20 protein-coding genes are annotated in these 24,067 nt (G+C 63.1%); 14 read left to right on the top strand and 6 right to left on the bottom strand.

Annotated elements, in window-relative coordinates; translation table 11 throughout:
• Positions 1–473: 473 nt before the first annotated feature.
• Genes WS64_RS25650 through WS64_RS25635 form a run of 4 tightly spaced genes read left to right on the top strand, consistent with a single transcriptional unit; the run spans position 474 to position 4,847 of the window.
• The gene (locus WS64_RS25650; RefSeq protein WP_230943882.1) at positions 474–1,439 is read left to right on the top strand and encodes a KamA family radical SAM protein; all 966 of its coding nucleotides are present in this window, start codon (positions 474–476) and stop codon (positions 1,437–1,439) included.
• A 47-nt stretch (positions 1,440–1,486) separates the two neighbouring features.
• On the top strand, positions 1,487–2,848 hold the full coding sequence (locus WS64_RS25645; RefSeq protein ID WP_060968114.1) for an ATP-grasp domain-containing protein: 1,362 nt from the start codon (positions 1,487–1,489) through the stop codon (positions 2,846–2,848).
• A gap of 28 nt (positions 2,849–2,876) precedes the next feature.
• Positions 2,877–3,581, top strand: coding sequence for a 2OG-Fe dioxygenase family protein (locus tag WS64_RS25640; RefSeq protein ID WP_230943883.1), 705 nt, complete (start codon positions 2,877–2,879; stop codon positions 3,579–3,581).
• 6 nt (positions 3,582–3,587) lie between these two features.
• Complete coding sequence (locus WS64_RS25635) at positions 3,588–4,847, top strand: MFS transporter (RefSeq protein WP_059645080.1); 1,260 nt, start codon at positions 3,588–3,590, stop codon at positions 4,845–4,847.
• A 231-nt stretch (positions 4,848–5,078) separates the two neighbouring features.
• Here the strand turns inward: WS64_RS25635 and WS64_RS25630 are convergent, their stop codons facing one another.
• Positions 5,079–5,858 (bottom strand): TetR/AcrR family transcriptional regulator, encoded by a 780-nt coding sequence (locus WS64_RS25630; RefSeq protein ID WP_081059331.1) that lies wholly within the window; start codon positions 5,856–5,858, stop codon positions 5,079–5,081.
• A 100-nt stretch (positions 5,859–5,958) separates the two neighbouring features.
• On the opposite strand from WS64_RS25630, the gene WS64_RS25625 reads away from it, so the two are divergent.
• The 7 genes from WS64_RS25625 to WS64_RS25595 all read left to right on the top strand — a co-directional run bounded on the left by WS64_RS25625 (position 5,959) and on the right by WS64_RS25595 (position 14,701).
• Positions 5,959–7,671: a bifunctional 3-(3-hydroxy-phenyl)propionate/3-hydroxycinnamic acid hydroxylase gene (locus tag WS64_RS25625; RefSeq protein ID WP_059645083.1), complete on the top strand. Its 1,713-nt coding sequence runs from the start codon at positions 5,959–5,961 to the stop codon at positions 7,669–7,671.
• A 7-nt stretch (positions 7,672–7,678) separates the two neighbouring features.
• Entirely contained in the window at positions 7,679–8,749 is a 1,071-nt protein-coding gene (locus WS64_RS25620) for a VOC family protein (protein WP_059645086.1), read from the top strand.
• 36 nt (positions 8,750–8,785) lie between these two features.
• Positions 8,786–9,742, top strand: a complete 957-nt coding sequence (locus tag WS64_RS25615) for a fumarylacetoacetate hydrolase family protein (RefSeq protein WP_060968113.1) — start codon at positions 8,786–8,788, stop codon at positions 9,740–9,742.
• Complete coding sequence (locus WS64_RS25610) at positions 9,739–11,700, top strand: acyl-CoA synthetase (RefSeq protein ID WP_060968112.1); 1,962 nt, start codon at positions 9,739–9,741, stop codon at positions 11,698–11,700. The genes WS64_RS25615 and WS64_RS25610 overlap by 4 nt, the downstream gene beginning before the upstream one ends.
• Before the next feature lie 101 nt (positions 11,701–11,801).
• Positions 11,802–12,527: an OmpW/AlkL family protein gene (locus tag WS64_RS25605; RefSeq protein WP_006480084.1), complete on the top strand. Its 726-nt coding sequence runs from the start codon at positions 11,802–11,804 to the stop codon at positions 12,525–12,527.
• A 429-nt stretch (positions 12,528–12,956) separates the two neighbouring features.
• Entirely contained in the window at positions 12,957–13,448 is a 492-nt protein-coding gene (locus WS64_RS25600) for a DUF2844 domain-containing protein (protein ID WP_059645094.1), read from the top strand.
• A 17-nt stretch (positions 13,449–13,465) separates the two neighbouring features.
• Complete coding sequence (locus WS64_RS25595; RefSeq protein WP_059645289.1) at positions 13,466–14,701, top strand: DUF3443 domain-containing protein; 1,236 nt, start codon at positions 13,466–13,468, stop codon at positions 14,699–14,701.
• Between the two features lie 131 nt (positions 14,702–14,832).
• Here WS64_RS25595 and WS64_RS25590 read toward each other — a convergent pair whose 3' ends face one another.
• From WS64_RS25590 to WS64_RS25580, 3 genes are read right to left on the bottom strand one after another with little or no spacing between them, the layout of a single operon-like run.
• On the bottom strand, positions 14,833–15,567 hold the full coding sequence (locus WS64_RS25590; RefSeq protein WP_060968111.1) for a polysaccharide deacetylase family protein: 735 nt from the start codon (positions 15,565–15,567) through the stop codon (positions 14,833–14,835).
• A 23-nt stretch (positions 15,568–15,590) separates the two neighbouring features.
• The gene (locus tag WS64_RS25585) at positions 15,591–16,151 is read right to left on the bottom strand and encodes a hypothetical protein (protein ID WP_059645100.1); all 561 of its coding nucleotides are present in this window, start codon (positions 16,149–16,151) and stop codon (positions 15,591–15,593) included.
• Positions 16,148–17,302 (bottom strand): glycosyltransferase, encoded by a 1,155-nt coding sequence (locus WS64_RS25580; RefSeq protein ID WP_060968110.1) that lies wholly within the window; start codon positions 17,300–17,302, stop codon positions 16,148–16,150. The genes WS64_RS25585 and WS64_RS25580 overlap by 4 nt, the downstream gene beginning before the upstream one ends.
• Before the next feature lie 494 nt (positions 17,303–17,796).
• Here WS64_RS25580 and WS64_RS25575 point away from each other — a divergent pair, with 494 nt between their 5' ends.
• From WS64_RS25575 to WS64_RS25565, 3 genes are all read left to right on the top strand, one after another.
• A complete protein-coding gene (locus WS64_RS25575) occupies positions 17,797–19,095 on the top strand; it encodes a dicarboxylate/amino acid:cation symporter (protein WP_059645106.1) in 1,299 nt (432 codons plus the stop codon).
• Positions 19,096–19,551: 456 nt separating this feature from the next.
• Entirely contained in the window at positions 19,552–21,486 is a 1,935-nt protein-coding gene (locus WS64_RS25570; RefSeq protein ID WP_060968109.1) for an SMP-30/gluconolactonase/LRE family protein, read from the top strand.
• Positions 21,487–21,828: 342 nt separating this feature from the next.
• Positions 21,829–22,671, top strand: a complete 843-nt coding sequence (locus tag WS64_RS25565) for a peptidylprolyl isomerase (protein WP_081059333.1) — start codon at positions 21,829–21,831, stop codon at positions 22,669–22,671.
• A 31-nt stretch (positions 22,672–22,702) separates the two neighbouring features.
• On the opposite strand, the gene WS64_RS25560 is transcribed toward WS64_RS25565, so the two are convergent.
• Both WS64_RS25560 and WS64_RS25555 read right to left on the bottom strand, forming a co-directional pair.
• The gene (locus tag WS64_RS25560) at positions 22,703–23,140 is read right to left on the bottom strand and encodes a GNAT family N-acetyltransferase (protein WP_060968108.1); all 438 of its coding nucleotides are present in this window, start codon (positions 23,138–23,140) and stop codon (positions 22,703–22,705) included.
• 42 nt (positions 23,141–23,182) lie between these two features.
• Positions 23,183–23,974 (bottom strand): LAPAL motif-containing putative phage structural protein, encoded by a 792-nt coding sequence (locus WS64_RS25555; RefSeq protein ID WP_244166654.1) that lies wholly within the window; start codon positions 23,972–23,974, stop codon positions 23,183–23,185.
• Positions 23,975–24,067 lie beyond the last annotated feature (93 nt).

Raw genomic sequence — 24,067 nt, 5'->3', positions numbered from 1 at the left:
TTCTGCATCGCGTAACTATATCGACGATATGGCTCGATGGGATATTTCAGGTGTCAGTTTGTGTATATCCCGTGATCGATGCTTTCATGGGTTGATGGATTTGCAGTTTGCAGTGTTGTATAGGCCGTATTCCGGTTGAGTGTGGTGTCGATGGTTTTCTATCCGGCGCTCGGATCATGGGTCGTGTTGAATTCATGAGCGTAACGATACGTTGATTGCATTTCGTTGGTCTAGAGAGGGCTGAGTAAAATGTTGATTGGAAATTCTGGTGGCGAAAAAAATATTCGGACAACTATCGGAGTTTTGATGTCGCGTCGGCCGAATGGCGCGACTGGCGCTGGCAGCAACGGAACACCATCCGGGAGGAAGCATCGCTACGCGAGGCCTGCGGGGGCTGGTCCGACGAACTGAGTTCGCACATTCAAAGCAACCTGAACGGCCGCAAGCTACAGATCACGCCCTATTATCTCCGCTTGATTCGCGAATCGCAGGGCGACACCGACGCCGACATCGTCCGGAATCCGCTATGGCGTCAGGTCGTTCCGTTCTGGAGTGACGAAATCGTCGGAGGATACGATGGCGAATCGGAAAACTGGGAGCTGGCGCATGAAATGAAGACGCCGATCTGTCAGCACAAGTACGACAATCGCGTCATTTTGCGCATGGTCAACACGTGCAATTCGTATTGCCAGTTCTGCTTCGAGGCGCTCCGCACGCTTGAAGTCAATAGCGAAAAGACCAACGCCAGCCGGGACACGTTCGGCGAAAGCGTGGCCTATATCAAGCAGAATCCGGCAATCGAGGAAGTTATTCTGAGCGGCGGCGACCCGTTGATGCTCTCCGACGCCAAGCTCGACGAGCATCTGTCCGCCCTGCGTGACGTCGGACGCGATCTCCTGATCCGGATTCACTCCAGATCGCTCACCTTCAATCCGTACAGGGTCACCGATCAGTTGGTCGCAATGCTCGAGCGGCATCGGGTGAACGCATTCGGCGTTCACGTTTGCCATCCGGACGAACTCAGTCCGGCCTTCACGGACGCAGTGAAGCGGATTCGGTCGGCGGTGCCGATCGTATTTTCCAACATGCCATTCCTGCGCGGCATCAACGACGACGAGGAGACGCTGCATCGGCTCTTCATCGAACTGTATCGCCGCGGCGTCAAACCGTACTACCTGTATCACTTCATGCCGTTCTCGCCGGGCGCGTCGGTCTACAAGGCCTCGATCCGCGACGCCATCCGCATCATGAACCGACTGAAGCGGCGCGTTTCGAACGTTGCGATGCCCGAGTATGTGCTGCCTCATGCGAAAGGAAAGTTTACGGTGCCGCTGTTCGAAGGCCAGGGCGACATCCCGCAGTTTGTAGAAACCGGCGAACAACGCATCTACCGGTTCGTCAACTGGCAGGGCGAAACGTGCGACTGGATCGACAACTGAACGGGCGCTGAGCGGTGTGCGGACTGATTTCTCATCCAGGTGAAAACATGCGACAAGACGCGGTTTTGTTTGTGCAAATCGAGGGCTCCTTGCTGTCGTTGACCAGCTATCGGGATTATCACTTCGAGGTCGCTCGCAAGATGGGTCTCGCGTGCCTGACGGCCGTCGTGCGCCGGCACGTGCCGACGGACGGCGATGCACGCGCGGCGCGCGACGACACGTGGTGGCTCGATTCGCTTTCCGTCGAGTCGCTGCTGAGATTGCTCGAGTATCTGGACGCGCACTATGACGTGAAGGCCGTCTTTTGCTATGCGGGGCAGGCGTCGGCCTATGGGGAAGTGGGCGCGGTGGTCGCCGAGGTTTGCCGGATGACCGGCCGAGTCCATTCTCCGTCGGCGGCCGTCGCCGCCTGCAACAACAAATTCCTGATGCGTGCGGCGCTGGAGGAACGGGGGGTACGGTCGATTCGACACGCAATGTGCAGCGATGTCGACGCATTGCGAGAAGCCGCCGACACAGTGGGCTATCCGCTGATCGCGAAACCGCCTTACGGCGCGGGCTCGGCCTTTACCGCGAAGTGTCGCGACTGGAACGAATTGCGCGATCACTATCAGCGATTCACCGCGCAACATGGTCAGGCAGTGGTTTCGGACTACTACGGCATGGCGCACGACGTCCACGCCCGTGACGGCGCCCCGGTTCACTATGAGCCGGGCAAGAGCATTCTGCTTGAACAGTACATCGACGGCGTCGAAGGCAGCGTCGAATGCGTGATCGTCGACGATCAGGTTTATCCGGTGCTGATCAACGAAAAGCTGATCCTGACGGAGAAGCGCGGCACGGTGCTGGAAAACCTGCTGATCTCGCCGCCGGTGTCCTTTCCGGCGCCCGCGATTGCCGAGATCAATCGGTATGCGATCGATTGTCTCGAAGCGATCGGCCTGCGCAACGCGATCGTGCACCTCGAATTCCGTCTGTCGCCGACCGGCCCGATCGTCATCGAGATCAATCCGCGGCTCGGCGGCCTTTATGTGAACGCGGCGCTCAAGGACATCGCGGGCCTCGACCCGTACGAGCTCTATCTGCTGATGCTGACACGGGCTTCCGGGCTGCACGAACGCTTGCGAAGCGCCTGCGAACGCGCGGCGGACGGGCGCCAGCATTACTCGATGTTCGCGCTGTTTCCAGAGGCGAGCGGAACATTCAACGGAATCCGCGGGCTCGATTCCGTCGTCGGCGATCCGGCGATCATCGAATGCAAGGTCGCCTGCCCGGTCGGTAGCGAGGTCCGGGCGGACATCGAGGAAAATTATCTGCTGAAGGGCTGGGCGGCAGTGAATGGGCGCGATCATGCGATCGATCTCTATGACCGGATCGTTCGCGATATCGAGCCGGAAATCGTTTCCTGAACGAATGGCCCGACTCACGGGAGACACGATGTCCATCGATACCGTCATTGACGAGTTGAATCGCAACGGCTATTGCCATGCACCACGCTTCCACGGCGTGATCCGCTGCGATGGCGACGAGGTTGTTGCGTTCAAGCGCCACTGGGAGCGCCTTGTCGTCGACGAGAACTATAAGCGCTACACGCGACGCGAACGGCGCTTCCTGCTGTATCGCTTCAAGCCGGGTCAACCGTTGCAAATTGACCGGAACACGAATTTCGAGCCAACCGCGACCTACGATGTGGACTACGTGCCGGGCGTCAATCGCTTGACCTATGCCGAGGACTCCTTCATAGAAAGTGCGATTCTCCGCCAGTTGCTGGACGTCGACATCGCCATCCTCGGGGAGCGGCTGGTTGCGGGGCGGGAGTACAAGATCGATGTCCATCTGTTCCGGATCATTGCGGAACAAGGTGAGGTCAGTCCGACCACATCGGGGATTCACCAGGACGGGTTGGAATGGGTCTTCATGCATTTCATCGACAGTCGCAATATCCGGCCGGTCGTATCGGAGATCCACGCGTCGAAGGTCTCCACCGTTCCCTTGTTCGCACGGCCGCTGACGGATTTCCTCGATACCGTGATCGTGAACGATGCCGTGCTGTACCACAGTGCCAATGCCGTTCAGCAAGCCAACCCGGACGAACTCGCGTTCCGGGACATGTTGCTGATTTCCTTTTCCTCAGCGAGATGAGCTGCCATGAAATCCGAGCTGGTTCTAGAAAAACGCGCTTCGTCTTCGTTGGCGCAGTTGTACGTCTGGTTGTCGTTCAAGACGATCTCGGACATCAGTTCGACGATGATCAGCATCGTTCTGGCGACCTACGCGCTGGAGGTCACGGGCTCCGCCGCGCTGCTCGGCCTGACGATGGCGTCGCGCCTGCTGGGTGCGGTCGCGGGCGGCGCCGCGGTGCCGCGGCTGAGCCGGTTCTCCCGCCGTACCCTGATCTTCGCCGCGGAAGCGGGCAGTGCACTGGCGATCGGCGTGCTGGCCACGTCGTCGCGTGCCGCCGACGCGTCGCTCATCTATTTCGTGCCGTTCTTCATCGGGCTTTTCCAGGGGATCTACCGGGTGTCCATCATGTCCGAGGTGCCGGAAATGGTCGGGCAGGAGGGCCGGCATCGTTTCAATGCGATCCTCAGTGCGACCGATGGGGTGTCGGTGGTCGGCGGTAGCCTGCTCGCATCGGTGATCACGCAGTACCTGGCCTACAAGAGCGTATTCCTGATCGATTCGATCACGTTCGCGATCTCCGCCATCGCATTTCTGATGCTGGTGGGCAACATGCCGCGCCGGCATCGACCGGCCGAGGAGACGCGCGCTGCGGCCGAGGCCGGCGCACTGCCGCGCGCGGCGCGCTATCTGTCGGTCATCGTGATGCTGGTGATCGGCGCGCGCTTCGTCGAAGCGTTCGGCTCGGGTACGCACAATGTCGGCTTCCCGATCAGGTCGCAGCTGTTCGACCCGAATCAGCCCGCGTTTCTATACGGCTGGCTGATGGCTGTGTGGGGTGTCGGACGGCTCGTTTCCGCGGCAGTGACGCCGCGCTTGCTGGAGCGTCTCGAATCGCGTCACCAGCCGCTCGAGCCGTATTTCATCGCGTTGCTGATCCTGACCTTCGCGTGCTTCCTCGGCGTCTTCGAGGTGCGTGGCATGCCGGGCATGTTGGGCTTCGTCTTGCTGGCGGGCATTTTCGACGCCGCCACGGAGACGATCTACTATTCGCTCCTGCAGTCGACGCCGGCCGCGTCGCGCGATCGCGTGATCGGTATCTCGTACGTTGCCGAGCGCACCGGCCTCGGATTGGGCATGCTGGCGGTCGGGTTCGTGTTCTCCCGGCTCGGAACGGACGTGACGGCGCTGCTGTTCTATGGTGGCTCCATCGCGCTGGCCGGCCTGGCGTTCGTGGGCGTCAAAAGACGGCTGGCGCAGGGGGCAGCGGTCGGGCAGGTCGACTGATTCCGGATGTGTTCCCTGGTTCGTTAAGGCGACCCGAGACATCTTCTCCGAGCGCCCACGACGGGCCGACGAACGTCGAACAATCAAAGAGGCTTCCGCCACTGCCCTGCCGTCGGTGAGGTCATGAGCCTGCATGCCCCGCGCTGCGCGGCCGGCATAGGGTGACGACGGCCGTCAGCGCTACGCAGGTACCCGGCAGGGTTCTACCTATCCCAGACGAACGATAGATCGCTAGCGCTCCGGCGACTCCTCGGGCGCAGACGTCACAGCGGGCGGCAACGGGCGATTCGCAATCTCTGTCGCTTCAGTTCGCGGCACACCCAACGTCTGCAAAAGGGATGAAGCTGCACGCTCGGCAAAGCCGTTCTGACTGTACCCGATCATGTTCAACATGTCGGTAACCGGCTTCTCGTCCGCATCGAATCGGAGCTCGATCGCAATGGCGGTCAGTACCGCGCCCCCGACCGTAATCACGCTCATCAGCGGGTCGCTTGCCGAGAATCTTCCCGCGAGGATGCCTTTCTGAATATCCCTCAACAACCGCGGTCCGAGGCCGCGGCTGAGCGCTCGCATGGACAACCCTTCGCGCAGGAGAAATTGTCCCCAGACCGGCTCGCTTCTGGCTCGCAGCAATGTATGGCGCAGCGACACGGAAATGATCTCGGCCGGGTCGGTGAGGCTGCCTGCGATGCGGTCCAGGGTATCCGCGAACTCCTCGAACACGATTTCCAGAACCGCGGCATGAATCGCTTCTTTCGATTCGAAGTGGTTATAGAACGACCCGAAGCCCACGTCCGCGGCTTCCGTAATTTCATTGATCGCGACGCCTTCCATCCCCTTTTGCGCCATGAGTACAAAGGCGGCATCCAGCAAGCGCGCGCGCGTCTCGCGCTTGCGGCGCGCGCCCCGCGGCTCGCGAACCTCGGGGCTCGACGGCGCGTGCCCGTTCGAGACGGCCGGCGACGGTGTTCTGGTGCGACGGGAAGAAGTGTTGGGCATCGGCGTGCGCATGGTTTCGGTGTTCGAGTATACGTTCGAACGTCAAAATTGACAAAGTTATCAATTATGACTTTAATGTCATCAGGACGGCCGGCAGTGGCCAGTCCCGAGAATGGGAGACGGAACGGTGGTGGAGACAAAACTGACGTGCGAGCCGGGCGTCCATGAAGGCAACGACAACGCGAGCTGTGCCGGCGGCCGCGACTTGCCATCGGATGTAGACGTGCTGGTGGTGGGCTGCGGCCCCGTCGGCGCGGCGATCGGCGCGCTTCTTGGCCGGGATGGCGTGCGTGTGCTTGTCGTCGACCGGGCGGCGGAGATCTTCATGGCGCCGCGTGCGATCGCGCTCGACAACGACGCGCTTCGCATCCTGCAGTACATCGGGGTGAACGAAGCCGACCTCGATACGGTGGCGATCCCGTACGTCCGGATGCGCTCTCCCTGGTTCGGCGAGTTCGGACGCATCAATACGCTGGGGAGCGTCGATGGCCATCCGAAGCTCGTGACGTTCTATCAACCGGACCTGGAGCGATGCTTGCGTGCCCGACTGGCCGCGCACCGCACCGCCCGAATGGCGCTGGGTGTGACGCTCGTCTCGCTCGACGAGCACGCCGATCACGTCGCCGCCACGCTCGACGGCGGGCAGGGCGCGCGGCACGTCGTGCGCGCTCGCTACGTCGTCGGTGCCGATGGTGCCAGTTCGATCGTGCGCCAGTTGATCGGACAGGATTTCAAAGGCAAGACGTTCGCGGAAGACTGGTTGATTGTCGACGCGCGAAACGTGCGTCGACCCATCGACCATGTCGAGTTCATCTGTGACCACCGGCGGCCGACGCCGCATATGACCGCTCCCGGCGGGCGTGAGCGTTGGGAATTCATGCTCCATCCCGGCGAGACGCGAGAGGAGATGGAATCCGACGAACGCATCCGCGAACTGCTCGCGCCGTGGGGCGGCATCGAGGACATGGTGATCGAACGCAAGGCCGTGTACCGTTTTCATGCCCGAACCGTCACGACGTTCAGCAAAGGGCGCGTTTTTCTCGCGGGCGACGCCGCCCATATCACTCCGCCGTTCGTCGGCCAGGGGCTCGTCGCCGGTCTGCGCGATGCCGCAAATCTCGGCTGGAAACTGGCGTGGGTCGTCAAAGGCCACGCAACCCAGAAAATTCTGGACTCCTACGATCTGGAACGCCGGCCGCACGCGAAGGCGATGATCGGCGTCGCGAAATTCATGGGGAAGCTCGTGATGCCGCGAAATGCCGGGATCGCGTTGTTCACGCATGGTCTGATGCGATTGACACGGCTCGTTCCGCCGCTGCGGAATCACTTCGACGAGCTCGGAATCAAGCCGAAGAATGCGTTCCGGAGCGGTCTGTTCGTCCCCGGCCATTCATCCACGCGGCTCGTACGCGGCGCGGCGCTGCCGCAGGGATGGCTGCGCAAGCACGATGGCGCGATCCGCCTGAGCGACGACGTGTTCGGTAGCGGTCTCGCGTTGATCGGATTCGGACGGGACCCAGGCGTCGAGCTCGACGCCGGCGCACGAGCCGCGTTCATTGCGGCGGGTGGCGTCGTGGTGCGGGTCGTGCACCGCGGGCAGCGCCTTCATCGCATCGACAACGACGGATGGGAAGACCTGGACGGTACGTTCATGCCGGGTGTCGTGCGGTTCGGCTGGGCGGCCGTGATTCGGCCGGACAAAACGGTCCTGCACGAAGGCCCGGTAGCCGACTCGACCCGTCTCGTTCTCGAATCCCTGCGGTTGCTTGGTGCGCGCACGTCGTTGTCGTCGCTGACCGATCACATTGCCCAGCCGATTTCCTGAGGCCCCCATGAAGCTCACTACTGCACAACCCGCACGGAGCCCCCAGCCGACGACGAAGGCCCGGGCGCTTTCCTATCTGATGTTCGAGCGTCCCGATCTCGAGCGGGCCGAACGATTTCTCAACGATTTCGGCCTGCGGACGGTATCCCGTGACGGCGACCATCTGTTCCTTCGGAGCACGGCCGCCACACCGTTCTGCTACGTCGTCCGGCGGGCTGAAAAAAACCGCTTCGTCGGCTTCGGGCTCGAAGTCGACGGCATCGACGCACTGCGAAAGCTTGCCGACGTGCCGGGCGCGTCGGACGTGGAGCCGTCGCCGTGGCCCGGTGGCGGGCATCGCGTCACGCTCGTCGATCCGTCGGGTTTTCGTGTCGACGCAGTCGCGGGACAAGCGCGGGCCGGCGCCCTGCCGCACCGGTCGGCGTTACCGTTCAACTCGCCCGATTCCATCGTTCGCGTGAACGATACCCAGCGTCCGCCGCTGGAAGTGCCGGAAGTGATTCGCCTCGGTCATGTCGTGCTCGAACTCGCCGATTTCCAGGCGACCTGCGCGTGGTACACGTCTCACTTCGGCTTCATCCCGAGCGACGTTCAGGTGTTGCCGGATGGCTCGCCCGCCGTCGCGTTCCTGCGACTCGATCGCGGGGCGACGCCCGCCGATCACCATACCCTGGCATTGGCACAGGGGTTCGCAGCGCTGTACAGCCACTCGGCATTCGAGCTGGTTGACGCGGATGCCGTGGGGGTCGGGCAGCGTGTGCTGAGCGAAAGAGGATGGACGCACGCATGGGGAATGGGGCGCCACATTCTCGGCAGCCAGGTCTTCGACTATTGGCAGGACCCGTGGGGCGACAAGCACGAACACTATTGCGATGGGGACATGTTCACGGCGGACGTGGCGACGGGCATCCACGAAGTCAGCCGTGAAGCGATGTCGCAATGGGGCCCCCGGATGCCGCGCAGCTTCACCAAACCGAAGATCACTGCCGCGAGCATCGCGTCGCTCATCCGAAACCTCCGGACCAGTCCGGACGTCACGTTCGCGAAGCTGCGCACGCTCGCGAAGCTGTTTGCGTGACCTTCATCTTCACTCAGACCTGTTCGAGGCATCTTCATGGCATTGCACGTCTTGCACTACCGGCATCAGGGGCGCGCCCAATGGGGCGTGGTGAGGCATCACCGGATCACGCCGATACCGGGCGACTACCCGACGACCGGCGAATTCGTGCGAGCCCATCGGATCGATGAACTCGCCGCGCTCGATGGAGAAACGATTTCCGAGTCGGACGTCGAGTGGCTGTCGCCGGTCACGCGCAATCAACGGTTCGTTTGCCAGGGCGCGAACTATCGCCAGCACATGATCGAGTCCGGCATGAACCCGGACGCGAAGTCGTTCAACATGATCTTCACGAAGGCGACCAGTTGCATCGTCGCCGCCGATTCCGACGTCATCCGGCCGCAACATGTGCGGTTTCTCGACTACGAGATCGAACTGGGGCTCGTGCTTCGCCGCGATATCACGTCTCGGCAAGCCATCACGGACAAGAACCTGCACGAGTACGTGGCTGGCCTCGTGATCGTCAACGACTATTCCGCACGCGATATCCAGATTCCCCAAATGCAGTTTTACAAGGGGAAAAGCTATCGAACGTTCGGGCCGGTCGGGCCGTATCTGTGCCTGCTGGAGGCCGGCGATATCGCGCGGCTGCGCGCGCTGACACTGACACTGACCGTGAACGGGGAAGTGCGGCAGAGCGATTCGACCGGGAACCTCGTGTACGGTCCGGCCGAAACGCTCACGGAGCTTTCGGGTGTTCAGGATCTGAACGCCGGTGACTTGCTTGCAACGGGCACGCCGTCCGGATGCGCGCTCAGCATTCCGTCGCCGGCGAAGCAACGGATTGCCGCGTTGCTGCCCGAGCACATGAAGTGGCGGATGTTCGCGAAGGTTCAGGCCGCTCGCCCGCAGTACCTGAAGGCCGGGGATCTGGTCGAAGCACGGATCCGGAGCACGGACGGGGCGATCGACCTCGGTGTGCAACGCAACCGAATCGTGGACGAGCGCGCATGAACGCCATCGCAACCGAAGCGGACGTGCTTCGGATCGAAAACCAGGGGCCGCCCGACGACCTCCCGGCCAGCACTTACGAGATGATCGGCCGTGGTGCGGCGATCGACCCGAGTGCGCCGGCCTTGTCGTTTTTCCTGCGCGCCGACGATCATCGCAAGCCATTGCGCTGGACCTATTCGGCGCTTCTGCGGGATATCACCCGCGCCGCGAACCTGTTTTCGCGCCTGGGCATCGATCGCCACTCGGTGGTCGCCTACGTGCTGCCGAACTTGCCGGAGACGCATTTCGTCATCTGGGGCGGCGAAGCGGCCGGGATCGTATGCGCAATCAATCCGTTGCTGGAGGGGCCGGCGATCGCATCGCTGCTCAAGGCCGCAAACGCAAAAGTGCTGGTGACGCTGGCGCCCTTTCCGGGAACGGATATCTGGTCGAAGATCCATCCCGTCCTGAGCCAGGTGCCGTCGCTGCAAAGCCTCGTCCTGATCGATCTGGCCGAGCGCGTGCAGGGGTGGCGCCGAATGGCCGCACGCGCGATGCAGCGTCGCGAATGCAAGCAGTTGCACGGGCGCGCGGGCGTGCGCGGCGCCGTTCCTCGCCACATCGAGATCCACGATTTCGACCGTGCGATGTCGCGTGAATCCGGCGATTCGCTGCTGATCCCCCGGCGTTTCGAAGCCGACGACATATCGTCCTACTTCTGCACGGGCGGCACGACGGGGTTGCCGAAAATCGCGATTCGCCGGCACGGCAACGAGGTGGCCAATGCGTGGAGCGTCGGGCAGGTCGTCGGCGCCGGGATGGGCCCGGGCAAGACCGTTTTCTGCGGACTGCCGCTGTTCCATGTCAATGCCGTGCTGGCAACGGGCCTGGTGCCGTTCTCGCGCGGCGCACATGTGGTGCTGGGTACGCCACAGGGCTATCGCGGCGACGGCGTTGTCAAACGGTTCTGGGAAATCGTCGAGCACCACAGGATCAACTTCTTCAGCGCGGTGCCGACCTTGTATTCGGCATTGCTCGACGTGCCCGTCGACGGCCGGAATATCGACTCGCTCGAGTATGGGCTCTGCGGCGCCGCGCCGATGCCCGTGGAAGTATTCCGTACGTTCCAGGATCGCACCGGGGTCCGGATTCTCGAAGGTTACGGGCTCACCGAGGGCGCATGCGTGAGCAGCGTCAATCCGCCAGGCGGTGAACGGCGTCTCGGTTCGATCGGTTTGCGCATCCCCGGCCAGATGATGAAGGCGGTGATACTCGACGACGCCGGCCGCTACGTGCGCGATTGCGTCGAGAACGAAGTCGGTGTGCTGACGATTTCAGGGCCGAACGTGTTCGCGGGCTACCTTCAGGAAGATCAGAACAAGAGCCTGTGGCTCGATCTCGGCGACGGCCGGCAGTGGCTCAACACCGGGGATCTCGCGCGGCGCGATGCGCAGGGCTACTTCTGGCTCACGGGGCGCCGCAAGGAGCTCATCATCCGGGGCGGGCACAACATCGATCCGGCGACGATCGAGGAACCGCTGCACCGCCACCCGGCAGTGCAGATCGCCGCGGCAGTCGGACGTCCCGACGTGCATGCAGGCGAGCTGCCGGTCGCCTACGTGCAGTTGAAAGCCGGCGCAATGGCAACCGAGACGGAGCTCGACACGTTCATACGCAGCTCGATCGGCGAGCGTGCCGCGATTCCGAAGCGGATTCATATCGTCGATGCGATGCCGCTCACGGCGGTCGGCAAGATCTTCAAGCCCGAACTCAAACGATGGGAGACGTTCGACGCACTGATCTCCGCGCTGAAAGATGCCGGCGTCGAGGGTGCGCGGGTGAGCATGGTGGACGACCCGGCGCGCGGGCTCGCGTTGCATGTGGCGCTGAGCGATCGCGCGCAGATAGCGAAGACCAATACGGTGCTGGGCCGCTTCCCGTTTGCCTTTTCGACTTCTGTCGAACCCGAACATCAGTGATTGTCGATGCTCGGAATGTTTGGGGTTGACGTAAGCAAATAAATTCGGAATACGAAGTGAATAAAAACGGGATTTTTCTTGTCCAAAATCTGGAGACAATCGTGAAGCGAATCAGCGCAGGAACCGTCGTACTGGTCGCCGCCATCTCTGGCGCGCATGCTCAATCAGCCGGTCAGTGGGTAGTCAATGCCGGCTGGTCCCATTTTGCACCGCAGGGGTCGGCTGATCCGCTGACCGTCAATGCGCTCGGCCAGTCACAAGTGATGACCGGCAGCGGTGGGGAGATCGCAAGCGGCGATACGTTCGGACTGACCGCAACGTACTTCCTGACCGACCATATCGCGGCGACGACGGTCATGGGTTTTCCGCCGACATGGCACTTGAACGGCGCAGGTACGCTCAGCGGTTTCGGCGAGCTGGGGACCGCGCGGGCCTGGAGTCCGGCGATCATCTTCAACTACTACTTCGGTCAGCCGAATGCACGGTTCAGGCCGTATCTGGGCGCCGGCGTCACCTACACGTGGTTCAGCAACATCAAGCTCAGCAACCCCGTTTCCACCGGCCAGATCTATTTCTCGCCGACCGTCGGGACAGCGCTCGAGGGGCCGACATCCGTATCACTCAGCAATTCCTTCGCGCCCGTCGTCAACGGCGGCCTGACCTACAACATCGATTCTCACTGGTCGATCAACGCGTCGGTGGCGTATTCGTGGGTATCGACGCGCGCCACGCTCACTACCCGCTCATCCGTCGGCACGGTCACGAGCACCAGCAAATTCCGGGTCAATCCGATCGTGACGTTCCTGTCGGTCGGATACCGCTTCTGAACCGCATTGGCCAGGACACGTCGCACGCATGTTGCAGTGCTGCCCTGCGAGCGACGTGACGATCGCCGTCGAGTTTCAGCGGCGCATGACCTGACCGCGGACGTTTCGTGATCCTTGCTCGCGACATGCGTCGAGTGCGACCGGAACATTGAGGATGACTAACCCGAGTGATGGATATGACCCACGTGGTGCCGATGATGAATGTGACACCGACGTTAGGAAATGTTCGAGCACGCGCTCTATCGGCATAAGTGACAAACGTATCAGTATTGAGTTTAATGTCACCAAATGTTGTGCCCGGCCCCCACGGGGCGCCTGGTTACCGCTCTCGGCGACGACGGCGTTGGGGGTGACTTGATCCCAAGGGAGCGAACTCGCAGCAGGGGCGCCCCGAACCGTCTTACGCGGCTGTTACCCGGGGAGGGAGATGTGAGGTCGATTAACTGTGTTTACGCCGCCGCGCTCATCGCGGGATGGGCAACGCCCCATGCGTACGCCGAACTGGGCGGCGCACCGCTATCGCTGTCCGCCGCCGATCATGCGGCGAAAGTGCGTGTGATGCGGCCTGCGAATCGGGCGGCCGATGGCCTGACGACGAATCCCGCCGTGTACATCGTCCGTGAATCCACGCTCGAATCTGGAACCGTGATCCGCGAATACACATCGGGCGACGGAATCGTCTTCGGCGTCGCGTGGCAAGGGCCGACGGTTCCCGATCTCGCGTCGGTGTTCGGCAATTATCTTCGCGATTACAGGGCGGGCGTGGAAGCCGCGCATGCAAGTCGTGGCTGGCGTACGCCGGTATCCGTTTCGACGCGCAATCTCGTGATCAAGACAGGAGGGCACATGGGGGCATTTTCCGGGCAAGCCTGGTTGCCGCCCGCGCTTCCGTCCGGCCTGACCGGCAACGATATCCTGTAACTCCGATGAAAATGATCATGAGCATTTTTCGTACGGTCGTCCGGTGGTTCGGCATATTCAGCTTGATGACCGTTTCGGCGGCTTTCCTCGTCGCGTGCGGCGGCGGCGATTCCGGTTCCGGCGAAACGGGCGCCAATAGTTCTGGCACATCGGACGGCAACACTGGGAATACCGCCATCATTACGGTTGCGCGAGGCGTTGCACGCGTCGTCAACATTCCGACCGTCAACATCAAGATTTGTGCGCCCGGAACGTCAAGTTGCCAGGTGGTGTCCAATGTGCTCGTCGACACGGCATCGTATGGCTTGCGGATCGTACGTGATGCCATTCCGAGCGTTATCGACAGTCTGCCTAAAACAACCACGAGCGACGGAGCGACGCTTTCCGAGTGCGGCAAGTTCGTTTCGAGTTATACGTGGGGCACGGTTCGAACGATTGATCTTGCCATTGGCGATGAACGTGCGAGTTCCTTGCCGGTGCAGATCATCGGCGATCTCGGAACGGACAACGTGCCAAGTTCCTGTACAAACGGGAATGAATCGGCGAACTCGGCCACGGTTCTTGGTGCAAACGGCATTCTTGGAATTGGCCCGGCGCCCTATGATTGCGGCGCAACCTGTGTAAAGGTCGCGTCGTTGAGCAACTACTACGCGTGCGCGGACGGAAACTCGAGTTGCGAACAAGTCACCGTGCCGCTATCGCAACAGATCAGCAATCCTGTCGGTCAATTTGCCGTAGACAACAACGGCGTGATTGTACAAATGCCGCAGATTTCGGAAGACGGTCGGGAAAGCGCGACGGGTTCGTTGATTTTTGGCATCGGCACGCAAAGCAACAATGCATTCGGTGCCACCACGAAGCTGATGTCGACGACGACGGGTGATGTGCCGGGAGCATTCCTTTCCAGGAAAGTCACAGCGTTCTTCGATACCGGATCAAATGCGAATTTCTTCGATGACTCGTCGCAGATTACGTGTACCAGGAACACGCAATTCTATTGCCCGTCAACGACGACCACTTATGCCGCGACCCTGGTTGGGCTCGACGGCACGGTGAGCATGATTTCCCTGTCCGTGGAAAACGCAGATACGTTGTTCTCGAGGAGTTCGACATATGCATTCAATGACGTCGCGGGTCACTTCGGATCGTCCTCCTGGCTAGATCTCGGGCTGCCCTATTTTTACGGTCGGACAATCTATTTTGGTCTGGATCGTTCGGCGGAAGGCGGGTCTGCGCCTTACGTCGCATACTGATGCCTCGAGCAGGGCCGGCAACCGATCAAGATACTTGTCATTGATCTGCAATCGGTCGGAAATTGAGTCACCGAAGGAGACGGGATTGGATCGGGGTGAGACCGGCCCGTCCAGTCGATCTGCTCAAGCGCTTATCGGCAACCCGCCATTCGCCCCTTCATGCACTTGAACCACAGCCTCACGGCCCCGACCCCGCCCGCCACCGGGATGCGCGGCAACAGAAACGGATCGTCGGCCGCACCGGCGCATCCGCGCCGGGTCGTCGTCGCGTTGCCGTACCCGGCAGAGATGACCTGATCGCGCACGCGTGCATCGAGATCGCCGTACGGATAACAGAACGATTCGACGCATTGCCCGCTCAGCATTTCGAGTTGCCGCTTCGATTCGGTCAATTGAAACGCCGAGACAGGCGCCGGCACATACGACAGCGCGACGTGATCGAGCGTATGCGAGCCGATTTCATGGCCGTGATCGCGCCACGCGAGCATGTCCTCGCAGGTCATCAGCGGCGAGCGCGTGGTCGGCGCGCCCGCGTCCCAGTCGTTCGCGCCGCCGAACCGGCCGGCGACGAAATAGCAGGTCGCGGTGAACCCGAGCGCGTCGAGCACGGGCATCGCATGCGTCAGCACGTTGAGAAAGCCGTCGTCGAACGAGATGCCGAAGACCTTGCCCTGCCGTTCGCCGCGCAGGTACGGCTGCAGTTCGCGCACGCTCAACCCGCGGTAGCCGAGCCGCCTGAACAAGGTCATCTGGCGGCGGAACGCGTCGGGCGCGACGCTCAGGCTGCGCAGCCGGTCGGTCGGCGGCGGGAGCGGGCGGATCTGGTGATACATCAGGATCGGATAGCGTGGGGTGCGCGCAAGCATCGGCGGATCGCAGGAAAGCGGGATTACGCGGCCTTGCGGAAAATCCGCAGGGTCTTGAAGTCGCCGATCTCGGCGAAATCGGCATGCGCGGCCCACCGCGTGATGATCGGCTCGGCCTTCCGGTAGGCCGACGAGCCCTTGTAGAACAGCAGATGGCCATTGGGCGCGGTATGGCGCGCGAACAGATCGAGCACCTCCTCGTCGGTCTTCGCGCCGTAGCGGCTGTTCGCTTCGTCGCGGAACTCGCACAGATGAAACAGCGTGACGGCGTCGAACGTCGGCAGCAGGCTCGAATTGCTCGTATAGATGTCGCCGAAATACGCGAGGTAGGTCTTGCTCACCTCGGGCTGCCGCGTGACGAGATCGACGTACGACTTGTATTCCTTCGGCGATGCCGTCACGCCGAAGACGGTGTTGTTCAGATGCGGCCGCGCGCATTCGACGCCGACATGGTGGTGGCCGCCGGTACCGAAGTGATAGATGCGGATGCCCTTGAGGCGCACGGATTCCAGCCACTCGACGAAGTGCACGTCGCACGGACACTCCTGCGTGCGCAGGTCCCAGTACTTCTTCCAGATATTCATTGCCATTTCGCGGATCTCAACGAGGTCACCCGGCGGGAGGAGTTGTGTCGAACCGATTGCTGATAAATGGACAAGGTCGCGTCGACGAACGCGTCGAACGAGAACTCTCGCTTGCCTTTCAGCCGCGCGCTGCGTCCCATCGCGCGGACGCGGCCCGGATCCTCCGCGATCGTGCGCAGGATCGCTTCGATCGCCGCGGGCTCGCGTGGCGGGACGACCCAGCCGTCCACGCCCGGCTCGACGTTCTCGGGCAGCCCGCCCACACGCGTCACGATCGCGGGGCAGCCGAGCGACATCGCTTCGCGGCACGCATACGACAGGCTCTCGTGATACGACAGCACGAACGACACGTCGATGATCGAGAACGGCGCCCGCACATCGTCGAGTCGCCCGGTGAACGCAGTACGCGACGCCATGCCGTGCCGCGCGAGCTGCTCGCGCTGTTCGCCGGATGGCTCCGCGCCGACCAGCAGCACGCGAAACCGCTCGCGTTCGGTTTCGGGCAGGCGGCCGAGTGCGGCGATCAGGTCCATCCAGCCTTTTTCTGGCGCGGTGCCGGCGCTGCTGCCCAGCACGATCGCATCCGCGCCGGACGCGCCGAACAGCGCGATCTTGCGGCGGCGGATCTCGTCGGCCGCGAGTCGTTCGGCAGCGGGCCGGCGCACGCCGTGCTTGACGACCGTGACGTTTCCGTATGGCGAGCGCAGCGCGAGCATGCTCGCGACGTAGTCGCTGACCGCGATCGTGTGGTCGGTGGCCAGCCGCGCGCGCAGCAGGTTGCCGAAGCTGTCGGCGCGATAGGTGTTGTGCTTGGTCAGCACGACCGCGGGCCGATATCGGCAACCGAGCAGCGCGAGCATGACCTGCCGGTGATCGGCGGACCCGTTCACGTGGATGACATCGAAGCGTTCGGCGGCGATCCGCTGGCGCAGCCGGAGAATCTCCCGGCACAGCCGGTTCCAGCGCGGCTTGAATTCCATGTCGAAGATGGCCACGTCGGGAGTGTCCTTCAGCAGTCGCGACAAGCGGCTGCCTTCCGGCGACGCGACGGTCACGCGGTGATGACGGCTCATCGCGACGGCGAGATCGCGGACGTAGGTGTCCTGTCCGCCGCCATAGTCGCCGTGGAAATTAGTGTAAAGAATGTTCATCACGATGCCGCTTTTTCCCGATCCTTCATTTCAAGGAATACTGACGAAATGAATAACTCGGCCTGATGGAAACCATGGCGCGAACGCGGTGCCGCATTTCCGGCTCGGAATTGCGCGTTGACGTCGATGCACATTGTCAACGCGAATCATTTCCAAATATTACAGACCGTTTACGTGCCGTAGTGTCGAGGTCTGCGCAGGTTTGTGAGAATGTGTCGCGATCGCTTGATCGTGTCGCTGCCTGCGTGACGATTTCCGGCGGGCCGGGCGTGGCAGGCGTCCCTTTCCCGGCGGGTTCAGGACGCAGATCAACCCGTGCCGCTTTCAGATTTGAAAGCCGGCGAGCCATTTGCGTTAGAATGCCCCCCCTGTCCGCCATGGCGAGCGCCGATGGCGGGCAGGTCGCACCCAGTGAGACGTGGGTTTCGATTCGCAGCCGGACGCGGAAGCTGTGCCAGCCGTTAGCAACATACGCTTTGTGATTTGGATTACTAATGAAGAAGAAGCACAACATCACCAGGTACATCGTCGTCGCGATGATGCTGGGTATCGCCGTGGGTTACGCCTGCCATAGCGCGTTTCCCGACCCGAAGATGGCGAAGGAGGTCGCCGGGTACGTGTCGTTGCTGTCCGATGTGTTCCTGCGCCTGATCAAGATGATCATCGCGCCGCTGGTGTTCGCGACGCTGACCGTCGGCATCGCGCAGATGGGCGACGGCAGCGCGGTGGGCCGCGTGGGCGTCAAGGCGTTCGGCTGGTTCTTCATCGCGTCGTTCACGTCGCTGCTGCTCGGCCTGCTGACCGCGACGATCCTGCAGCCCGGCAGCCACCTGAGCCTGCCGCTTCCGGCATCCGATGCGGCGCTCAACCTGAAGACGGGCGCGTTCACGCTGAAGGATTTCGTCGTGCACCTGGTGCCGAAGTCGATTGCCGAGGCGATGGCGAACAACGAAATCCTGCAGATCGTCGTGTTCTCGATCTTCTTCGGCTCCGCGCTGTCCGCGCTCGGCGAGGCGGGCAAGCGCCTGACCGCCGTGATCGACGATCTCGCGCAGGTGATGCTGAAGGTGACGGGCACGGTGATGTGGTTCGCGCCCGTTGCGGTGTTCGCGGCGCTCGCGTCGACGATCACGACCGAAGGGCTCGGCATCCTGCTCACGTTCGCGAAGTTCATGGCGAGCTTCTATCTGGCGCTCGCGCTGCTGTGGGCCGTGCTGACGCTCGCCGGCGTGACGTTCCTCGGCAAGCGCGCGTTCACGCTGCTCCGGCTGATCCGCGAGCCGTTCCTGCTGTCGTTCGCGACGGCCAGCTCCGAGGCCGCATATCCGAAGCTGCTGGACGCGCTCGACCGCTTCGGCGTGAACCGCAAGATCTCGAGCTTCGTGCTGCCGATCGGCTATTCGTTCAACCTCGACGGCTCGATGATGTATTGCACGTTCGCGGTGCTGTTCATCGCGCAGGTGTACGGCATCCATCTGCCGCTCGGCACGCAGATCACGATGCTGCTGATGCTGATGGTGACGTCGAAGGGGATGGCCGGCGTGCCGCGCGCGTCGCTCGTCGTGATCGCGGCGACGCTCAATCAGTTCAACCTGCCCGAAGCCGGCTTGCTGCTGATCATGGGCGTCGACATGTTCCTCGACATGGGGCGCTCGGCCACCAACGCCGTCGGCAACTCGATCGCCGCGGCCGTGGTCGCGAAATGGGAAGGGCAGCTCGACGCGCCGCGCGATGGCGACGATCCGGACGGCGCGCGCGTCGCCGAGGTGAAGGTGAGGGAAACGTCGGCTTGACGCACGGCAATGCGGTGGCGCAAACGCTGCATTGCCTGACCCGCAGCAAATGATATTCGCCGGCCTGGATTCGACACGGATTCAGGCCGGCGTTTTCATTTGGGGACAGTGGATTTTTCCCGATACTGCCGAAATGGCATTCGCCGTTTCAATCTATCGTCGTTGAATCCCCGGCGATATTCCCGGCGGCGAATGCCTGATTTTCTCCATTTCCGATCCGGCGCGTAAGTGACCATTTACTGACGCGAAGCCGCGCTCGCCGCAAGCGCGGGCGATTCGCAATTTTTTTCGATTTATATAACGCTATTCTCGCCCTGCGCATTATCGAACGCATGCCGTACGTCATACCGACTGCGCCGGATGATTCAGGGAAGAATTTACATCTCGCGGACTTCAAGCCATCTGGCCGGCCGATCCTTCATGTGAATGTTTGTCTCATTCAGGAGAGCCTCCGTCATGGTCGCCAGACAACGAATCCGGGCCGCGCTTGTTGCCGCGGCGATCGCCGCATGTGCATCCGCCGCGCATGCAGCCAACACGACCGACTGGATCGCGAACACGTACGGCACGCTCGCGGCGCACGTCGGCAACGTGGCGCGCGCGATGTGGGTCGCGCCCGAAGGCGTGATCTACACGGCGTCGATGTGGGACGAGGACGAAGGTGGCGTCGCGATCTACCAGAACGGCAAGAGCATCGGCTCGATCGGCGCGCATTCGGAATTCCAGGGCAGCGCGATCACGGGCAACGCGACGTCGCTGTTCGTCGCGCTGCAGCCCGGCAAGACCTACGGCAGCGGCGCGGTGGGGCGCTACAGCCGCGCGACGAAGTATCGCGACCGCGTGATCCAGATCAGCGCGGCGACCAACCAGCCGCGCATCGACGTCGTCACCGGGCTCGCGACGGCCGGGTCGCTGTTGTATGCGAGCGATTTCTACGGCAATCGCGTGCGCGTGTTCACGACCGATGGCGTGTGGCAGCGCGACATCGGCGTGTCGGCGCCGGGCGCGCTCGCGGTGGACGGCGCGGGCAACGTGTGGGTCGCGCAGAAGCGTGCCGGCTCGATCGTCGGCTTCAGCCCGGCCGGCGCGCTGCTGAACACGATCCGCATGCCGGCCGGCTCGCAGCCGTCGGCGCTGTATGTCGACGCGGCGGCCGGGCAATTGCTGGTGGGCGACGAAGGCCCGGACCAGAACATCAAGCGTTATTCGATCTCGGGCCGGCCGGCGCTCGTCGGTACGTTCGGCGTGCGCGGCGGCTATCTCGACACGACGACGGGCATCAAGGGGCAGGTCGGCCCGCAACGCTTCACGCGCATCGTCGGGATCGGCAAGGACACCGGCGGCAATCTCTATGTGCTCAACAATCCGTGGGGCGGGAGCTGGGATCTCGGCCGCAACGGCGCGACCGACATTCACGCGTACAGCAGCACCGGCAGCCTGCGCTGGACACTGCAGTCGCTGAACTTCGAAGGCATCGCCGCGCCGGACCCGGTCACGGACGGCGCGCTGTTTTACGGCGGCACGCACATCTACAGCGGCCGCGCAGGCGGCAAGTTCGTCGCGAACACCGTCGACCCGTTCACGTATCCGTCGGACCCGCGCATCAACATGAGCGACACGCAGCGCGACGAACACTTCGGGCTGCTCACGTCGGTCGGCGCGAACCGGATTCTCGTCGCGGCCGGCCAGAACCCGCCGGTCTTCTACTTCTATCATTTCAACGCGGCGAACGGTTACGTCGCGATTCCGGACGGCTCGCTTCCCGGCCCTGCGTTCAACACGACGCAGCGCGTGACGGGCGGCTTCAGCCTCGACAGCCAGGGTGGCGTATGGGCAGGCCTCGACAAGACCGGCGCGATCACGCATTACCCGCTGACCGGCTTCGACGCGAACGGCAAGCCGTCGTGGGGGCCCGGCGTCGCGACCCGCATTCCGGCCAGCATCCAGCCGCTCACGCGCATCGTCTATCTCGCGGACAGCGACACGATGGTGCTCGCGCAGGGCGCGCTCGGCAGCAACGACTGGACGTCGATCGGCACGCGCATCGAGGTGTATCACGGCTGGCGCGCGGGCAACACGACGAAGCCCGACCCGGTGATCACGCTGCCGCACAGCGGCGCGAAATCGATCGACGCGGCGGGCAACCATCTGTTCGTCGGCTACTGGTTCAGCAGCAGCGGGCCGCTTTGGCCGAACGTCGACGCGTTCAACCTGACCACGGGAAGCCTCGACACGACGCTGGTGAACGCGAGCCCCGCGACCGTTGATACCAGCAGCGCGATCGATGCGATGTACAGCATTCGCGCGTACCGCCGGTCGAACGGCGAGTACGTGGTGATGAAGAACAACGTGAAGGGGAACAGCATCACCGTGTACCGGTGGACGCCATGACATCGATCACGCGTGCGCGGCCGCGGTCCGTCGGCCATGCCCGCGCGGCAACGACGGGATTCACCGCGTGTCGCCGGACGTCAATCGTGCTTCCACGCAATTTCCGCATCGCGCGTGCGTAATGAGCGGCGTGCGCAACGCGCGCCTCACCGCCCGCCGGGCGGTCGTTCCCAACCACACGGCGCGGAAAGCCCGATCCGGGCACAATAGCGGCGGCACCGGCGGGAGTGCGCGTGCACACGACGATGAACCGAATCGACCGACCGGTTGCGCCGGCACATTGCCGCGCCGGTGAACTTGCGCGGCAGCCCGATGCCGCGATTTTTGAGCCGAAGTGACGACATGACGAAAATGAAAACGACACCGAACCGCCTGTTGCTGATCGCTGCGCTGGCCGGCGCGCTGACGGGCCCCGTCCACGCGGAAACGGCGGCGGGCGCGGCGACCGTCGCGACCGTCAACGGCACGCCGATCACGCAGGCCGACGTCGATACGCTGCTGCGCGCGTCCGGGCAAGCCGATTCGCCGCAGATCCGCGAGGCGATCAAGAATCAGCTGATCACGCGCGTGCTGGTGCAGCAGGCGGCCGAGAAGGCCAACTACGCGGACAAGCCCGAGGTCAAGGCGGCGATGCAGCAGGCGAAGGTGACGGCCGAGGTGCAGCTGTACCTGCGCGACAACGTGAAGCCGGAGCCCGTGACGGACGAGCAGGTCAAGGCGCGCTACGACGAGCTCGTCGCCGCGCTCGGCAAGAACGAATACAAGCCGCGCGTGATCGTCGTCAAGGATCCGGTCGCGGCGGCCACCGTGCTGAGCGAGTTGAAAGCGGGCAAGTCGTTCGACGGGCTCGCGCGCCAGTACAGCGTCGCGCCGAGCCGCGATACCGGCGGCGAGCTGCCGTGGGTGAGCTTCAACACGCCGGCGGCGGCGGGCAAGACGGCCGGGTTGCCGCTGCCGGTCGCGCAGGCGCTCGAGAAATTGCCCGTCGGCGCGGTGACGAAGGATTCGATTCCCGTCGATGGCGTGCGCGCGATCGTGAAGCTGGATGCGAAGCGGCCGACGCAGGTGCCGGCTTTCGAGACCGCGAAGCCGACGCTTCAGCAGCAGTTGCAGGCGATCGCGGTCGAGAAGGCGAGTGCGCAGATGATCGGCAACCTGCTGAAGGACGCGAAGATCACGCAGTAATGGAAAAGCGGTGCGGTTGCATCGATGCGCGTCACGCGTGCCGGATCATGTTCGCGCTCGTATCGGTTTCCGATACGACGCGAAAGCCGAGCCGTTCGTAGAGCCGCCGCGCCGGGTTGCCGTGCAGCACGCTCAGCGATACGGATACGCGCTCGCGTGCCGCGTCGGTCAGCAATGCGTTCAGTACGGCCGCGCCGACGCCACGACCCTGGCACGCGGGAAGGATCTGGATCTGATGGACGTGCCATTCGCCGGCCGCGCGCGTCACCTTCAGCAGGCCGATGGCGTCGGCGCCTTCGCAGACGATCATCGCGTCGTCGAAGTTCGCGCGGATGCGTTGGTCGTGTGCTTCGTCGTCGGTCGGCGCGCCGACGCGCTGCAGGTGCTCGGTCATCGTGAGTCGACGGAGCGTCAGCAGGAAGGCGAGGTCTTCCCGCGAGGCGGCACGCAGATGGATCGCCGGTTTCATGAGTGGTGAGAAGTTGCGTCGGGCGCGGGGCGGCGACGTGGATCAGAGGCCCGACAACGGAATCTGCAGGCCCGCCGGGCGATGTTCGAGGACATCCGTGACGTCGTATTCGGTTTTTGCGCCGTCCGAAGTTTGCCACTGCTGCATACGGACATTGCACAGGAGCACGTCGCCCTTGCTGAAACTGATCTGGCTGTTGTTCACGCGCGACAGGAAGCCGGCATCGGTGATCGTCGCGTGAATCGTCGACGTGCCGTCGTACAGCCGCCACTTGTTGTCGTCCTTGAACGCGAGCGACACGATCGAGAACGCCATCTTGCGATGCTCGTCGAGCAGCAGCGCATCGGCTGGCTCGGGCGCGCGAAACCACGCGATCTCGTTGCGGGCGACCGTCTCGTACACCTCGGTATCGGTGCCCGCCGCGAAAATCTCGATGCCTTCGCGCGCGAGCGGCGCAAGCACTTGCGCGGTTGCGCGGCGAACGCGGACGTCGCGCAGCAGTGTGAGCACGGGCAGGTCGATCTCGAGTGTGCCGCCATCGACGTGCAGCACCGCGGTGTGGTCCTTCATCCGCACGTGCGTGATCTCGCGCCCGCGCAGCCATTTGAGGACGGCGAAAAGCCCCTTTCTGGCCCTGGGTGCGGCAATGCCGAGCGCGGTCAGGATCGTGACCGCATTGGCGAGCGCCGTGCCTTCGTTGCCGCTCAGCAGATCGCGCATGCGGCCGAGCAGTGAGGTGGCGAGCGTGAAGTCGTAGGGGCGATCGTCCGGCCGCGCGCGTTTTTGGCCATCCGGACAAGACGGCTTGCGGACCTGTCCAATAGCGCTTGGCAAGCACCGGACTTTTCCGAACCTTTTCCGGTCACGATCGCAGGCTTGCGGGCACGCTTGTCGGGCAGGTCGATGCCTACCCGCTTGACGCGTGCC

This window comes from Burkholderia anthina (genome assembly GCF_001547525.1).
Classification (GTDB): Bacteria; Pseudomonadota; Gammaproteobacteria; order Burkholderiales; family Burkholderiaceae; genus Burkholderia; species Burkholderia semiarida.
The sequence above is the reverse complement of the archived record's forward strand: the minus strand, read 5'-3'. Positions and strand labels throughout refer to the sequence as shown.